The 15,841-nt window shown below is 38.3% G+C and carries 16 protein-coding genes; 9 read left to right on the top strand and 7 right to left on the bottom strand.

The features are described 5' to 3' along the window. Positions 1–98 precede the first annotated feature (98 nt). Both purF and ABDH28_00905 read left to right on the top strand, forming a co-directional pair. A complete protein-coding gene (purF, locus tag ABDH28_00910) occupies positions 99–1,505 on the top strand; it encodes an amidophosphoribosyltransferase (protein MEN2997590.1) in 1,407 nt (468 codons plus the stop codon). A gap of 4 nt (positions 1,506–1,509) precedes the next feature. Next, positions 1,510–1,863 carry a PilZ domain-containing protein gene (locus ABDH28_00905; GenBank protein MEN2997589.1) on the top strand — a complete coding sequence of 118 codons (354 nt, stop codon included), beginning with the start codon at positions 1,510–1,512 and terminating at the stop codon, positions 1,861–1,863. On the opposite strand, the gene ABDH28_00900 is transcribed toward ABDH28_00905, so the two are convergent. The 5 genes from ABDH28_00900 to pstC form a co-directional block, all read right to left on the bottom strand. After that, positions 1,857–3,020: a 1-deoxy-D-xylulose-5-phosphate reductoisomerase gene (locus tag ABDH28_00900; protein MEN2997588.1), complete on the bottom strand. Its 1,164-nt coding sequence runs from the start codon at positions 3,018–3,020 to the stop codon at positions 1,857–1,859. The genes ABDH28_00905 and ABDH28_00900 overlap by 7 nt on opposite strands. A gap of 141 nt (positions 3,021–3,161) precedes the next feature. Further along, positions 3,162–3,812 carry a phosphate signaling complex protein PhoU gene (phoU, locus tag ABDH28_00895; protein ID MEN2997587.1) on the bottom strand — a complete coding sequence of 217 codons (651 nt, stop codon included), beginning with the start codon at positions 3,810–3,812 and terminating at the stop codon, positions 3,162–3,164. Between the two features lie 17 nt (positions 3,813–3,829). Then, entirely contained in the window at positions 3,830–4,621 is a 792-nt protein-coding gene (gene pstB, locus ABDH28_00890) for a phosphate ABC transporter ATP-binding protein PstB (protein MEN2997586.1), read from the bottom strand. Between the two features lie 15 nt (positions 4,622–4,636). Next, positions 4,637–5,611, bottom strand: coding sequence for a phosphate ABC transporter permease PstA (pstA, locus tag ABDH28_00885; protein MEN2997585.1), 975 nt, complete (start codon positions 5,609–5,611; stop codon positions 4,637–4,639). Positions 5,612–5,621: 10 nt separating this feature from the next. Continuing rightward, the gene (gene pstC, locus ABDH28_00880) at positions 5,622–6,554 is read right to left on the bottom strand and encodes a phosphate ABC transporter permease subunit PstC (protein MEN2997584.1); all 933 of its coding nucleotides are present in this window, start codon (positions 6,552–6,554) and stop codon (positions 5,622–5,624) included. A 227-nt stretch (positions 6,555–6,781) separates the two neighbouring features. Here pstC and ABDH28_00875 point away from each other — a divergent pair, with 227 nt between their 5' ends. Then, entirely contained in the window at positions 6,782–7,471 is a 690-nt protein-coding gene (locus tag ABDH28_00875; GenBank protein MEN2997583.1) for a hypothetical protein, read from the top strand. Between the two features lie 16 nt (positions 7,472–7,487). Continuing rightward, entirely contained in the window at positions 7,488–8,453 is a 966-nt protein-coding gene (locus tag ABDH28_00870) for a hypothetical protein (GenBank protein ID MEN2997582.1), read from the top strand. Between the two features lie 2 nt (positions 8,454–8,455). On the opposite strand, the gene leuS is transcribed toward ABDH28_00870, so the two are convergent. Together leuS and ABDH28_00860 are read right to left on the bottom strand one after the other, a co-directional pair. Next, entirely contained in the window at positions 8,456–11,176 is a 2,721-nt protein-coding gene (leuS, locus tag ABDH28_00865; GenBank protein MEN2997581.1) for a leucine--tRNA ligase, read from the bottom strand. A gap of 199 nt (positions 11,177–11,375) precedes the next feature. Further along, on the bottom strand, positions 11,376–11,789 hold the full coding sequence (locus ABDH28_00860; GenBank protein MEN2997580.1) for a secondary thiamine-phosphate synthase enzyme YjbQ: 414 nt from the start codon (positions 11,787–11,789) through the stop codon (positions 11,376–11,378). A gap of 179 nt (positions 11,790–11,968) precedes the next feature. On the opposite strand from ABDH28_00860, the gene ABDH28_00855 reads away from it, so the two are divergent. The 5 genes from ABDH28_00855 to ABDH28_00835 all read left to right on the top strand — a co-directional run bounded on the left by ABDH28_00855 (position 11,969) and on the right by ABDH28_00835 (position 15,833). Next, the gene (locus tag ABDH28_00855) at positions 11,969–13,171 is read left to right on the top strand and encodes a hypothetical protein (protein ID MEN2997579.1); all 1,203 of its coding nucleotides are present in this window, start codon (positions 11,969–11,971) and stop codon (positions 13,169–13,171) included. Positions 13,172–13,404: 233 nt separating this feature from the next. Next, a complete protein-coding gene (gene rfbC / locus ABDH28_00850) occupies positions 13,405–13,968 on the top strand; it encodes a dTDP-4-dehydrorhamnose 3,5-epimerase (GenBank protein MEN2997578.1) in 564 nt (187 codons plus the stop codon). Between the two features lie 193 nt (positions 13,969–14,161). Further along, a complete protein-coding gene (locus tag ABDH28_00845; protein ID MEN2997577.1) occupies positions 14,162–14,491 on the top strand; it encodes a V-type ATP synthase subunit F in 330 nt (109 codons plus the stop codon). 11 nt (positions 14,492–14,502) lie between these two features. Then, complete coding sequence (locus tag ABDH28_00840) at positions 14,503–15,111, top strand: hypothetical protein (GenBank protein MEN2997576.1); 609 nt, start codon at positions 14,503–14,505, stop codon at positions 15,109–15,111. Then, positions 15,108–15,833: a polyprenol monophosphomannose synthase gene (locus ABDH28_00835; protein ID MEN2997575.1), complete on the top strand. Its 726-nt coding sequence runs from the start codon at positions 15,108–15,110 to the stop codon at positions 15,831–15,833. The genes ABDH28_00840 and ABDH28_00835 overlap by 4 nt, the downstream gene beginning before the upstream one ends. The last annotated feature ends 8 nt before the right edge of the window (positions 15,834–15,841 follow it).

Below are 15,841 nucleotides of genomic sequence, written 5' to 3'. Positions count from 1 at the left end.
TGCATAATTATGTTAACTTGATTGTGTATACACAAAAACCAAAGAGAGCACAAAAACAAACCTTTAAAACACAAGCAACAATCACACATAATTACAACATGAACAAAGACCTAAAAGAGAAATGTGGAATTATTGCAATTCATGGACAGACTGATGAGATCACACAAAAGGCATACATACTAATGAACTCACTACAACACAGAGGGCAAGAAGGAACAGGTATAGCATTTTACTCTCAGGGAGAATTTCACAGACTGGTAGTTAGGGGGCTTGTTAAGGATCTTTTCTCAGTAGAAATTCAGAAAATAAGAGAAGCTACAAGTCTAATAGGGCATATTAGGTATTCAACCACAGGTTCGGATGATATATCAAACTTGCAACCCTTCGTTTCTAAGACAATTGATGGGAAAACAATAGCGCTTGCACACAATGGTAATGTAACGAACGCGCTTGAGGTTAGAAATTCTCTGATGAGAGAAGGGCACACTTTTTTTACTACAACTGACAGCGAAGTAGTTTTGCACCACATTGTGAAGGAATACAATAAAAGTCTAGACATACAACACTCGGTTGAAAGTGCTATTAGGACGTTTGAGGGAGCGTTTTCTATAGTTTTGCTTTTTGATGATAGTGTTATAGCATTTAGGGACAGATATGGCTTTAGGCCATTAGTTTTTGGAAAAGATGGTAAAACCTGGTTTTTTGCTTCTGAAGATACAGCACTTAGGAGTATAGATATTTTTGAGTATGAAGAGGTTCTGCCGGGTGAGGTTGTGTTTGTAAGTAAGGAGGGGATGCACAGAAAAAGAGTAGTTGGAGAAGAAAGTTTCAACCATTGTATATTTGAGCTTGTGTATTTCGCAAAACCGTCAAGTAATGTTTTCAATCAAAGTGTATATAGTTTCAGATACAGGTGTGGAGAGAAACTAGCAGAGTATGACAAAGGTGAGAGGTTTGACGGGGTGATTCCTGTTCCTGACTCGGGATTAATAGCAGGCATGGGGTACTCGAAGAAAAAGGGAATTCCTATGATTATGGGACTGATAAGGAGTCACTTTACAGGTAGATCTTTCATCCAACCTTCTCAGAGTATGAGAGATGGGGTTGTAAAAACTAAATTTTTTGTGCCCACGGATGTAGTTAGGGGCAAGAAATTGGTTCTGATAGATGACTCAATTGTAAGGGGAACAACGATGAGAAGAATTGTTGAACTGTTGAAGAAGAACGGAGTAAGGGAAATACACCTTAGGGTTGCTTCACCACCCGTAAAATCTCCTTGCTATTTTGGTATAGATTTTCCTTCAACTGAAGAGCTTATAGCAAATCAGAAAACCATTAGCGAAATTAGGAGATACTTGAATGTTGAGAGTATAAAATATTTAAAATTGAACGATATGATGGAATTGGTGGAGGGGAACGAAAATTTCTGTAATTCTTGTTTCTCAGGAAAATATAGGGTAAAGGTGAAGCACCTAAGTAAAGATATCTTTGAGACTGAAAAGTGAAACTATGGAGGAAAAGCAGAGTAGACTTAGAGCTTCAAGAGTACCTGTAAATATAGAGGCAGTATACGAATTTAAGAGGATGAAGGGTAGATGTACTATCCTTGACATTTCGGAAACTGGGATGAAGGTAGAGGTTAGGCAAATATTTGTCCCTGGGGACATGATAAAGATTGTCTTTCCAATAATGTACGAAGGAAAACCCTTTACCATTGAAGCTTGGTGCATAGTCAGAAACAGCAGTGGAAACGAAATAGGTGTTGAATATGATGAACTTTCTAATGAAAACAAGAGAAGGCTTATAGCTTATGTAGAAAATCTCCTTCTACGCCACGGTAAGGGCAAATACGAGACTTACTGAATAAACTGTAGTATGAAATTCCTTACTTCCAACTCAACTTCTTTCATTTCATTCTTGAGGTTTTCAGATATTCCTACATCTCTTGAGGGTGAGAAATCGTAGAAAACTTTCATTAGAATCCATGGTATCTGGTTGAACCTTATAGTTCCATCCTCAAACAGGGATATACATATTTCATTGGCTACATTAAGTGAAATTCTTCTTTTTCTCTCCGACGTTTGCAGATCTTTTACTATAGACATCAGAGGAAACCTTGAGACATCTACCTCAAGGAATCTTATGTTGTTTCCTACTGGAGATTCACCCTTAACTGACTTATCCAATAGTCTTGGTATCCTTGGATAGAACATAGCACTTGCTACTGGGAATATCATATCAGGTCTGTAATATATAGTCCACACAGTTCCGTCCTTAAGTAATACCATGCTATGAATCCTTGACTCTGGATGAATTACAACCTCTATGTCTTCTATGCTAGTTCCAAAGAATATATGTGCTTCAAAAACTTCCAAGACCTTGTTAAACATTGTAGCACTGTTAAATGTAACAATTTTCCCCATCTTCCAGTTAGGGTGACACATAACCTCAGAAATGGTTATCTTTTCAAGTTCTTGCAGGGGCTTATTCAGGAATGGCCCTCCTGAAGCAGTAATAATGTATCTCTCTACGTTTTCTTTCCCAACTCTGGAGACCAAGTTGAATATTGTATTATGTTCGCTATCTAGGGGTATTACTTCTAGGTTATTTTCTCTCGCAAGATTCATTATCTCGTATCCCCACATAAAAATGCTCTCTTTATTAGCAGTCAATACTCTCTTTCCACCCTTTATGGCTTCAACAGTAGGAAAAACTCCCGAAAATCCATCTACTGCAACTACTACTGTGTCTATCTCTTCATCATTACATATCTTAACTATTCCTTCGTGTCCCGTTAAGACTTCACATCCAAGGTTTTCCGTACTTACACTTATGCTCTCTGGTGGTTCATCCACATAGACATACTTGGGACTAAATTCTTTTGCTTGTTCCAAAACCTTATCTATGTTTCTCCTTACTCCCAAGGCTTTCACCAAAAAATCTTCCGGAAAAATTCTGACAACCTCTAGAACTTTTTCTCCTACCGATCCCGTTGAGCCGAATATGGCTAGCTTTCTCATAGAAGGATTTTATCGGAAAGGATCAAGAAATTCCAATTTGGAGAACCAGATACTGATAAACATATATTTGTGTAATACCACTTGGTGGGAGTAGGATAGTGGAGGTAGCAAAGGGCAGGTTCTTTCAGTTTTTTGCAATTACTACTTATACATATGCTCTATCATTTTGCCTTCAATTATGTACACTATATCCTCGCATATGTTTGTTAGTAGATCTCCTATTCTCTCAAGATCCTTGAATGCGAGGATAAGAAGGAGAGTTTTCTCCATATCTCGGTCCTTTTCTGCCTCTTCTATGATTCTTCTTACTCCTTTGTCTCTAAGCATGTCAATTTCCCTATCCATGGTTATTACCTCTCTTGCCATGTCAGAATTGTGGTCTATGAAAGCTCTAACTGTTTTGTTTATCATGATTGTTAAGGTGTTGAAGATAGACTCTATCTCTTCGGGAATTTCTATCTTTCCTATACTAAGAGATTTGATGGTGTTGCTTGCAATGTTCACACTATGGTCACCAATTCTCTCAAGATCCTTGTTCATCTTTATTGCCATTACTAATTTCCTTAGTATCTCTCCCTCTGGCTGATAGAGAGCTATTGCTCTTATTATTTTGCTTTCTATACTTATTTCCATTTGGTCAACCTTTTCGTCGTTTTTTATTACCTTCTCGCATTTTTTCTGATCAAACTTCTTTAGACCTTTCACTGCCTCGTAAAGCATTTCAGTTATCATTGAAGCTACATTAATTAGGTCCTCTTCTATTTGGTTAACCTCTCTTTCCAGCCTTATCATACATACCTCCTTATAAGCTAACCAAACCTGCCGTTTATATAATCTTCGGTTCTTTTGTCAGAAGGTGAGGTAAATATCTTTTCTGTTTCGTCAAACTCCACAAGTTCGCCTAAAAGCATAAAGCCTGTATAGTCTGATATTCTGGACGCCTGTTGCATATTATGAGTTACTATCACCACAGTATAGCTCTGAGAGAGTTCAACTATGAGATCTTCTATCCTTGCTGTTGATACGGGATCTAACGCAGATGTTGGTTCGTCCATAAGAAGTATTTCGGGTTTTACTGCCAGTGCTCTTGCTATACAAAGTCTCTGCTGTTGTCCTCCAGAAAGTGAGAGAGCAGATTTATGCAGTCTATCTTTCACTTCTTCCCACAGTCCTGCTCTTTTAAGGGAATCTTCCACAATCTCATCCAAAGTGCTTTTCTTCTTGATCCCTCTTAGCCTTGGACCAAAGGCAACATTATTGTATACTGAGGTATAAAACGGATTAGGTTTTTGAAACACCATTCCTACTTTGCTCCTTAGTTCAAAGTCATCCATGGAGCTATCATCTAGTATGTTCTTGCCTTCCAAAATTATCTCACCTTCTATTCTTACTCCATCAAGTAGCTTATACATCTTGTTTAAGGTTCTTAGCAGTGTTGTTTTACCACAACCTGAAGGCCCAATCAGTGCAGTTACCTTGTTCTTCACGATGTTCATGTTTATGTCCTTTAAAGCTCTTGTTTCTCCATACCAAAAGTTCAGGGATTTTATGCTTATTATTATCTTTTCGGCCTTCTTACCTTCGCTGTATAAGTTAGCCATCATCCCTCCCAAGAATTATATATTTTTTGTTTTCCTTAGTCTTCCTCTTAAGAATATAGCAAACAGATTTAACATAAATGTTAGTACAAGTAAGACTAGCGTGGTTCCAAACTGAATTGGCATGGTTGCATCCACATCCACAGACTGTGTAGCCATTATGTATATGTGGTATCCTAATTCCATAAACTGATCTGTTAGTGAGCTTGGTAAGTAGGGCAGATAGTAGGCAACACCTGTGAAAAGAATAGGTGCAACCTCCCCACTTCCCCTAGATACCGCAAGGATACTTCCAGTAAGAACTCCCGTCATTGCCCTAGGTAATACCACTTTAAATACGGTCTCGTACTTAGTTGCCCCCAATGAGAAAGCAGCTTCTTTAAGTGTTTCTGGAACCGATTCTAACGCTTCTTTTACGGACACTATAACAACCGGCATTGTCAAAACTGCCATGGTAAGGCCAGCCCATATAAGTGCAGGTTTGCCCCAAGTAAGCTTACCACCGTAAAAGAGATTGTCTATCGTTCCTCCCAGGGTAATGACAAAAAACGATAAACCAAACAGCCCCAAGATTATACCCGGAATGCCAGCTAGAGTGCTAATTGAAAAATACACTATCTTATAAAAGTAAGATTCTTTATTAGCATACTCACTAAGATAGATTGCAGTAATCACCCCAACAGGAATACAGAAGATAGACATTACTAGCACAAGTAGCACAGTCCCAATTATTCCCGGGAATATTCCTCCTTCCGTCATGCCTTTCTCTGGAGCCCCGGTTAAAAAGTCCCACGTTATCTTTTGATAACCACCAATGAATATAGTTGTCAAAATAATCACAAAGATTAACACTATCAATACTACTGAAAAACCCAGTAAGAAGCGTGTTAGAGTATCTTCTACCTTATACCTACTCTTTAGTCTCTTTAAACTTCTGTTTTCTTCTAGGTTTGTTCTCCTAACAAGAGTTTGAGAAATTCCTCCTTGGGTCATACAATTCCCCTTATGAATAAAGTTTTCTCCTCAGTAACGAAGCAACCACATTTGCAATGGTGTTGAATATCAAAGTAACTACAAGCAAAATAAACCCTATTATGAACAGAACCACGTAATGCTCACTACCAATATGAACTTCACCCATTTCAGAGGCAATTGTAGCAGACATGGTTCTGACCGGAAGCAAAGGATCCCAGAGTGGTATAGGAGCATTACCTGTAGCCATCAAAACTATCATTGTTTCTCCAAACGCTCTCATACCCCCAACTATTCCCGCTGAGAAAACAGCATTAAGAGATGAGGGTAGAACTATTTTCCACGCAATATGATGTTTTGAAGCTCCCATAGCATAAGCAGACTCTATAATGCTCCTTGGCACTGCATTCATCCCGTCTTCACTTATAGTAAAGACAACAGGTATTATAACTAGTGATACACCCATACCTCCAACTACTGCATTCAACCTAAAATCCCACTGTAAAACACTTTGTAGAAAAGAGGCGGCAACTATAAGCATAAAAAAGCCTATAACTACAGTAGGTAAACCAGCTATTAGCTCAATTACAGGTTTAACAACTTCTTTAACCCTCCTAGATGCATATACACTCACATACAAAGCAGACAATACCCCCAATGGAAGAGCTATAACTAATGCAATTAAAGCAACTTTTAGCGAACCCATTATCAGAGGGATAATACCATACCTAGGTTCTACGTTTATTGGCTGCCAAGACAGAGAGAGTAGGTTTCTAAAATTTGCGTTTTCGCTTACATAACCCTTTGTAAAAAGACTAAAAGCTTCTTTGAATATAAAGATTATAACGAAAGCAAGAAGAATTATAGTTAATCCTGCTACCACGTAGACACCAATCCTAGATGCAAAATCCACAAACTTTCTTCTGAAAGTATTCGTCACCATAAAAGAAGTGTCTCTCTTCATATTCTCCACACAGAGTCGTAAGGAAGTTACATTAAGAACAATTTTGGATCATCAATGTAAAGATAGTGTAAAGAGATAGAAAAGAGAGTGTTAAGCTTGAGAGACTGCTTAAGTTAACATAATTAATATTATCGGAATTGAATAAAGCCCAAAAACTCTAATATACTAAGTTGCTTCCAAGGATTTTCCGGACTTAGAATAAAGCTATAGAAGAAGAGGTTGTATCTATGAAAAAAACCATTGCTATTTTGACATATCTCTCCACAATAATTTTATACTCTGGGTGCTCTGCAGGTTTTTATCAATATCCTAGAACACTTGAAGAAGGAAAATTTGAAATAGGCGTCGGAACATTTTTTTCAATATTTCAGGTACCAAGTTACATTTACCCTTCCTACGAATACACAAACCAGCTTTCGTTCGTTGGCTATCCAGACTTATTCCTAAGGTATGGTATCTCAGACAATGTGGACGTAGGCATAAGGTTATGGGGACTTATGGGCTTTCTTTCTGATATAAAATTGCAGTTTCTTGGAGATAAAGATTCGCTATTTGCTAGCTCCGCAGACCTTGAATTTGGAGCAACCTTCGTTCCTATACCAACTTACCCAGGAACAACACCTGGAGGCTTAATGGCATTATCCATAGCTCTACTCGGAGACGTAATGCCTTCAAAAGATTTAGGATTTTACTTCGGTGCAAAGGTTAGACTTACTTATGTTCCTTCACCATTCACCTACTATACACCAAACCCGGTCCCTCCCACAAGTCTAGGTCTGACTTCAATATTCACCGCTGGGGTATTGTTACTAAATTCATATAACTACAACGTAATCTTTGAAGTAAACTTCATGAAGAGTATTCTCAGTGAAAAGTGGGCTCTAGGTCCCTGTATAGGAGTGAAAATAAAGTTTTAGATTTACGGGGGGATTTATGAGGAAAATAAGGAATATTATTATCATTTCACTAATGATCCATCTGGTAATTTTACTAACCTCCTGTGTGATCGGAAGTCCCGAAGGTATTGTCATAGGACCATATGTATGGTTTATTCCAGAATGGGTGCCAACTGACCTAACTAACATAGAGTTACAATACTATTACCCTGATTTCACCTTCTTGACCCCAAACAGAATCTATTTGGATTCGCCAAATTCTCTCAGTATATTGACAACTATCAGGGCATCAAACAAGATGGTGAGAGTTCCCATATATCAGGCAGACACTATCCTAGCAAGTCTTACCGATCCTTTGGAAGTTCGCATAAGAATATCCATATCACAGGACACAGAGGGTGAAAAAGAAATTACAAACTTGCTAATTACCGTTTCTAACCAAACTAATTCTACCTACATTACAAGAATATACTGCTACCCAAGTGGTAATGACTTCTCAGTAGGAAGTTCCCTAATAAGAGCAGTACTTTTATACTATCCCTCTGCTACTTCTTCCGAATATAGGACTAATACTTTTCTAAGAAACGCTTGGATCTGTAAAGGAGGAACTTACTACGTTTGCACAATTCCTTTATCTAACAACATGGCAAACTTTCCAGACACTATCTTATATCTTTACAAAATAGATCAAGAGAATATCATCAGGATAGCAAGTGACGACAACTCAGGGTATTCAAATAAGCTATCAAAGCTACACACAAGTTTATCTCCAGGGGAGTATCTGATAAAAGTAGCACCTGGAGATAAAAACACAATAGGACCCGCAAACCCATTTGCTGTCTATTTTGGAAAGAGAGAGATAACTGTTAGCTCAAACGATAGCTTCCATGAATTTACAAATTATTTACCGGTAGATGCAGTAACACTGATTCAGGATATACCCACGAACACCTTTATTCCCAAAGAAGTCCCGATGTATTTCAAATTCACAATACCAGAATAAAACTAAGTCACTATATTTACCAATCTCTTTGGAACAACAACAACCTTCTTTGGAACACCACGGAGATTCCTTTTTACTACCTCATTATCAAGTGCTATCCTCTCAAGTTCTTCACTGCTTATATCGGCTGGAACAGTTATTCTTGCTTTTACTTTCCCATTCACTTGGATTACAATCTCTATAGTATCGTACGTCAGAAATCTAGTGTCATAAGCAGGCCACTTCTTCTGACACACCATCCCCTCACCTCCTATCATCTCCCAAAGCTCCTCAGCAACGTGCGGAGTAAAAACATACATAAGAATCAGAAGTTTCTCAATGCCTTCCCTAAAAACGGAACCACAAACGTTTTCACCGGAAACATAAGCATAGAGAGAATTGGTAAGTTCCATAAGTGAAGCTATAGCGGTATTAAAGCTAAAATCTCTTTCAATATCATCGGAAACTCTTTTGATGGTAAGGTTTATCTTTATCAGTAAGTCTTTTTCACTTTTACCAAGCGAAAGAGACTCAATGTTAGAGTAATCAATAGAAGGTGAAGACTTCAGCAGTTCTAGATTACCAGTCACTAGTCTCCAAACCCTATTTACAAACCTATATGCTCCTTCTATACCTTCATCACTCCACTCAAGATCTTTCTCGGGAGGTGCAGCAAAAAGTATGAATAACCTTACTGCATCTGCTCCATATTTCCTTACCATTTCATCAGGATCAACGGTGTTATGCTTGGACTTAGACATTTTTGCTAATTCACCTATCTCTTCCTCAAGCTTCCTTAGAATCTCATTAGTCAAAACCTTATTATTCATAGCTTCAAAAAGCAGTGATACATTGCTAGCTAAATTTAGATGATTTTTCTCCATAATATCTTTTATGGTAGTTCTCGCGTTAGCAGTTAACTCAAGCTTAGCATCAGGGTAACGCTGTTTAAGAGCTGCGATAAGCTCTTCATCTGAACTATCCTCAGAAAGTGATAAAAACTCCAACATTGACGAAATACTAACCCATTTCTTGCAAACCATCCCCTGAGTGAGAAGGTTAACAAATGGTTCATCACTATCAACAAGTCCCAGATCCTTCATAAACTTATGGAAGAACCTTGCGTAAAGCAAATGCAAAATAGCATGTTCAATACCACCTATATACTGATCAACATCAAGCCAATATCTGCTTTCTTCCCTATCAAAAGGGAGCTTATGAGATTTAGGTGATGTATACCTAGCGTAATACCAACTTGAGTCAAAAAATGTATCCATAGTATCAGTTTCCCTTCTTGCTTGAGCACCACACTTTGGACAAACTGTTTTCAGAAACTCTTCACTCGTTTCCAGAGGGTTACCCATTCCTGTGAACTTTACATCAGTAGGGAGTAAAACTGGCAACTGTTCGTAAGGCACTGGAACGTAGCCACACTTATCACATTTTACAAAGGGAATTGGAGTTCCCCAGTATCTCTGTCTGGATATCAACCAATCCTTTATCCTATAGTTATACTTTCGCCTACCCAACCCCTTCTCTTCAATGTAGTCAATTATCTTTATCAAAGCCTCACTGCTTTTCATTCCCGAAAATTGAGCGGAATTTACCATAATTCCCTCTTCTACATATGCAGAAGTCATCTCCTCGGGTTTTAGGTTCTCTCCTTCGGGCTGTATTACAACCTTGATAGGCAATCCATACTTTTTAGCAAACTTAAAGTCTCTCTCATCATGCGCAGGAACACACATTATAGCTCCGGTGCCATATTCCATTAGGACAAAGTTTGCAACCCACAATGGCACTCTCTCCTCGGTCAATGGATTGATCACATATTTTCCTGTAAATACTCCTTCTTTCTCATATTCTTCAGACGTCCTGAGACGGTAGTCTTCTTTCCTCATCTTTCTAACTTCAGGTTCTATACTAGGATTGGTTTTGATTATCTCATCAACAAGGGGATGCTCAGGAGCAATAGCCATAAAGGTAACACCGAAGATTGTATCAGCTCTTGTGGTAAATATAGGAAAGTCCCTTCCATCCTCAAGCTTAAAGTTGACCACAACTCCAAAACTCTTACCTATCCAGTTTTTCTGCATTAACAAAACCTTTTCCGGCCATTTGCCAAGTTTTGAATGATCCTCAAGCAGTCTATCAGCATACTCCGTTATCTTGATAAACCACTGCTCTATGTTTCTTATCTCAACCTCAGAGTCACACCTCCAGCATTTACCATCTATAACTTGCTCATTAGCTAAAACAGTTCCACAGTGTGGACACCAATTTACGGGAGAAGCTTTTCTATACACAATACCCTTCTCATACATCTTCAGGAAAAACCACTGATTCCATTTGTAGTATTCAGGATCGCAAGTTGCAATTTCTCTATCCCAATCATAGGCAAACCCTAACCTCTTTAGCTGTTGCTTCATCACTTCAATGTTCTCATATGTCCATTTAGCGGGATGCACACCCTTACTGATAGCAGCGTTTTCAGCAGGCAAGCCAAATGCATCCCAACCTATCGGATGAAGAACATTGAACCCTTTCATCTTCTTGTATCTCGCAACAACATCACCTATAGTGTAGTTTCTAACATGCCCCATGTGGATTTTACCCGAAGGATAAGGAAACATAACAAGAACATAGTATTTCTTTTTGCCCACATCAAACGATGACTTGAAAATCCCTTCCTTTTCCCATCTCTCTTGCCACTTCTTCTCTATTCTCTCAAACTCATAGTCCATACCCTTCCCTCCCTCGCAAAGTTCTAAATTTTAAACAACAAAACCTTTCAGATTCACTATAACCCAAAATTTAACAGCAAATTCCAAAACTTAGCAATTAGGCAGTTTTTCCTCTACTTTCCTCACAGCATCTATTAGAACCATGAAACACTCTTCCTGATAAACATTTGGGAATTCCGGCGTAAGGTGAAGCTTTAAGCTATTCGCCAATGACTTTAACTACAAGGCGCTTTCTTCTTTGACCGTCAAATTCGGCGTAGAATATCTGTTGCCAAGGTCCAAGATCCAGATCTCCGTTTGTCACGGGAATTATGACCTCATGATTTACAAGTATACTTCTCAGATGAGCATAACCATTATCTTCACCTGTATAGTTGTGATGATAATGGGCATTCATAGGAGCAAGCCTTTCCAATAACTCACTCAAGTCCTTTTGAAATCCCTTTTCGTTATCATTTACGAAAACCCCAGCGGTTATATGCATTGCAGAGACTAATACAAATCCTTCCTTTATACCACTTCTCTTCACAATTTCCCTGACGCTATCAGTTATCATTATATACTCAATCCTGTTTTTTGTATTAAACCAAAGGTATTCTGTATGGAACCTCATGGCAGAGTATCTCGTTTACAGTATTTTAAACCCGGGGCCTAGCTCCTTTCTAACTCTTCTCTGGTAGCAGAGCGTGAAACCTGCAATTGGGCAAAAATTTCCTTTAGCTTAACAAAAGCTTTTCGTAGTCTTTACAATCACCAACCATAATTAAATCAAAAGCAAAAAGGAGGGAAACTATGAAAAGACTTCTAATACTAATCCTCATTACCCTATTAGGTTTGAGCTTTGCATATGCTCAACCTGCACAACCTGAGCCTCAGCTTTCCTCCGAACCTAAGCAACAGGAAGTTAAAAAGGAGGAAAAGAAGGATGACAAACCTGAGGTAAAGATTGAGTTTACAGTATTTTCGGGATACCTTTACAACCCATCTACAGTACAGAACAATTCTACTAACTTTAACTCTTTCTATCTAAACAGAGCGTTTGTTGACTTTAAGGTTGATTTCAAGAACGGGATCAGACTGAGAGTTACTCCGGATGTTAACCCAACGACTAGTGGATGGATCCTTAGGCTAAGACACGCTTTCGTTGACGTAAGTGTCATCAGGGATTTGTTACTCGTATCAGGTGGTATCACACGAACTGAATGGATTGGATATGTTGACGAATTCGTCGGAATGAGGTATATCACTTTAAGCCCTGCCGATAGATTTAGGTTGAGAAGCTCGGTAGACATAGGTGTAAGCTTAACCCTCACTCCAATGAAAGGGTTTGAAGTATTTGCAGGTATATTTGATGGGAACGGATTCTCCAGAGGCTCGGATGATGTTCAAACTATCCAGGTTGTTACAAACTTCAGGATAGTTGGAAACAACTTGGTCATGACGGTAACTACAAACCAACTAAACTACATAAATGTCTCCAAAGAAATAGGCACAAGAGTGGTAATAGCACCGGTTTATCTACTAACAGGAGACACCAACTTCCTAAATATGGTAGTAGCTTTGCACACATACAACACAATTCTTACACCAGACATGACAAATGCATCAGGAACCGAACTTTATGGAATAGGAATTGGTATCAACTATAGTCCGATAAGAGTGTTCTCCGAATATTCTGTGTATACTACTATCCTACAGAATGTCTCCAGCACACATGGAAATTATTTTGGCATACTCGGAAAGCTTAATTTTGGTTTTGTTGGGCTTAAAGAAGTCTCACTCGTAGGAGCGTATTACTTACTTGAGCCTAATGTTGCTATTCAAGACGATGAGAGAAGTTATTACCTTGGCGGAATTGAATATACACTCAATAGAAACTTCTCAATTTCCCTAAACGCTAAAATAGACCAAAGAAAGGAAGGATATAGAGACTTCAACAATAATAAAGTTGATCACCAGACTACCATTAATGTTGATACCTTGATAAGGCTATAGAATGTTAGTAACGGGAGGGGGTTTTCCTCTCCCGAAACTACAAATAACACCATTCACCTTAATCAAGCCTCTTATGTGCCTATTAAGAAGACTCTTCACCTTCGGTCCCGATGGGCGTTGCAAGAGAAATGAGAGAAGAACCAGCCTGATTGTTGAATTTTTGAATCTATTGGCTTACCTTGGTATGAAGTTGAATTTCTTCTAGCACTGATACGAAAATTCTAACAACTCTTATGGCTAAGTTTAGCGTAACAAAGACTCATATAGACGGGGTGGTTGTAATAGAGCCCAAGACTTTCAGAGATGAAAGAGGGTTTTTCTTAGAAAGCTGGAACGAAATGGAATTTGAAGAAGTAGGACTGAAGCTAAAATTTGTTCAGGATAACCACTCTAGATCAATAAAAGGTGTTCTCAGAGGACTACACTTTCAGCTTCCTCGCCCGCAGGGAAAGCTAGTTAGAGTTGCTAGAGGCAGGATATTTGATGTTGCAGTTGATCTAAGAAAAGGTTCTAAAACTTTTGGCAAATGGGTTGGTTTGTATCTCTCTGATGACGATATGAAGATGCTCTACATACCTGAAGGGTTTGCACATGGTTTCCTAGTCCTTTCAGAATTAGCGGATGTAATATACAAGACTACAGAGTTTTACTTTCCCGAGTACGACAGAGGAATACTCTGGAATGATGAGACAATAGGAATAGAATGGCCACTTGCAGAAGCAGGAATCAGTCACCCAATACTTTCAAAAAAGGATTCCTCTCTTCCTAGGCTTAGGGATATCTATCAGCTTCTTTGATCTAACTAACTCCTCACTGTTCAGTCAATGGTTCTGGAGCTTAACAATATGGATACTATCTAGAAACGAAGAGTGTAAGTAAGCAGAGAGCTCAGAATCTTTCTTACTCACCCAGTGGAAATTGGGATTTGTTGGAGTTCAGTTTTCATTAATTGAAAAGATCTTCTCTCTTCCTTGAAAATAAACATAAAGTATGAAAGTAGTCGGACTCTTTGATAAGTATACCTCAGAAGTTTTCAGATTTCTTGGAGTGGAGTCTTTTTCTTTGTCTCCAGAGGATCCTAACTTATCAGCTAAAATAATTGACTATCTAGAAGAGTTCAAGAAAAACAAAAACATCTTTTCAATTCTAATTTCCAAGAATCTTTCCTCAAAGGTAAGAAAAGAGTTGGAAGAATTTGCATTGAACAACACAAGACCAACAGTTGTGGAGGTAGATCCTATGTATAACGTAGAGGAATACGAAGATTACGAGGCGATAATAAAGAGAATAGTAAGAGAAACCATAGGAATAAGACTGTAGAGGAGTGTCTTATGGCAATTGACAAAATTGTGAAGATAGTTGAAGAAGAAGTGGAAAAGGAAATCTCACAAATACTATCCTCGGCGATGGAAGAAAGGGAGAAGATTCTTAAGGATGCAAAGAGTAAGATAGATGAGGAGATAGAAACACAAAAACGAGCGATTCATGAGGAGTATCACAGAAAACTCACTTTAGAGAAACTGTTTATAGATTCTGAAATGAATAAAATGATAAACAAAACGACTAGCAAGGTATTCAGAGCAATATACTCAGAGGTAGTTAAAGAGATTAAGAGTAAGTTTTCATCTTTTCAAGATCAAAGAAGTCTATTACTCTCAATCATAGATAAATCCCTTTCAGCACTTTCCTTGGATTCTTCAAAAGGAAGGGTAGCGATAATACTATCGCCAGAGGATTACAAGAAGCACAAAGACGAGATAATAAAAGAACTGGAGTCTAGGAATTGGTTGGTTGAGGTTCTAGAGGGTAACATAGAGGGGGGGGTATTAGTAAAGCACGGTAACATAACTATAGATGCCTCAATAGAAAGGATAATTGAGATGTTCAAGCCAATGATTGTTAATGAAATTTACAAACTACTTCCTAAAGCAAAGGTATGAAGAACTTAGAAAGAGTACTTGTAGTTGTACCCACATACAATGAAGTGGAGAATATCTCTCGCTTAATAAAAGAGATTTTGGATTCATTTGATAAAGCTGATGTTCTCGTAGTTGATGATAACTCTCCTGATGGAACGGCAGAGGTTGTAAAGAAGGAGTTTGAAAACAACGAGAGGGTTAACCTGCTTGTGAGGAATGGTAAGAGGGGATTAGGTAGAGCATATGTTGATGGCTTCAAATGGGGACTAAGTAGAGAGTATAGATACCTTATAGGAATGGATGCTGATTTTTCGCATGATCCAAAGGAAATTCCGAACTTCTACAACTATTTACAGGAATACGATGTAGTTGTCGGGTCTAGGTATATAAACGGTATAAGAGTACTGAACTGGGACCTGAAAAGGCTTATAATAAGTCAACTTGGAAGTCTTTACGCGAGAGTTGTTACGGGACTAAAACTTACAGACATGACTGGTGGCTACAACGGTTATAGAGCTGAAGTGTTAAGAAGTATAGACCTAGATAAAATAGATTCCAATGGCTATGCATTCCAAATAGAGCTTAAGTATAGATCCTATGTCAAAGGATTTAGAATAGTTGAGATACCAATAGTTTTTAAGGAAAGGGAAAAGGGTACTAGTAAGATGAACGGAAGGATAATATTTGAAGCAATAGTTGAGTGTATAAAGCTGAGGATAGATAAGATTCTAAACAGAATATAGAACCCAAA

The sequence above is a fragment of the Brevinematia bacterium genome (assembly GCA_039630355.1).
GTDB lineage: Bacteria > Spirochaetota > Brevinematia > DTOW01 > DTOW01 > SKYB106.
The sequence above is the reverse complement of the archived record's forward strand: the minus strand, read 5'-3'. Positions and strand labels throughout refer to the sequence as shown.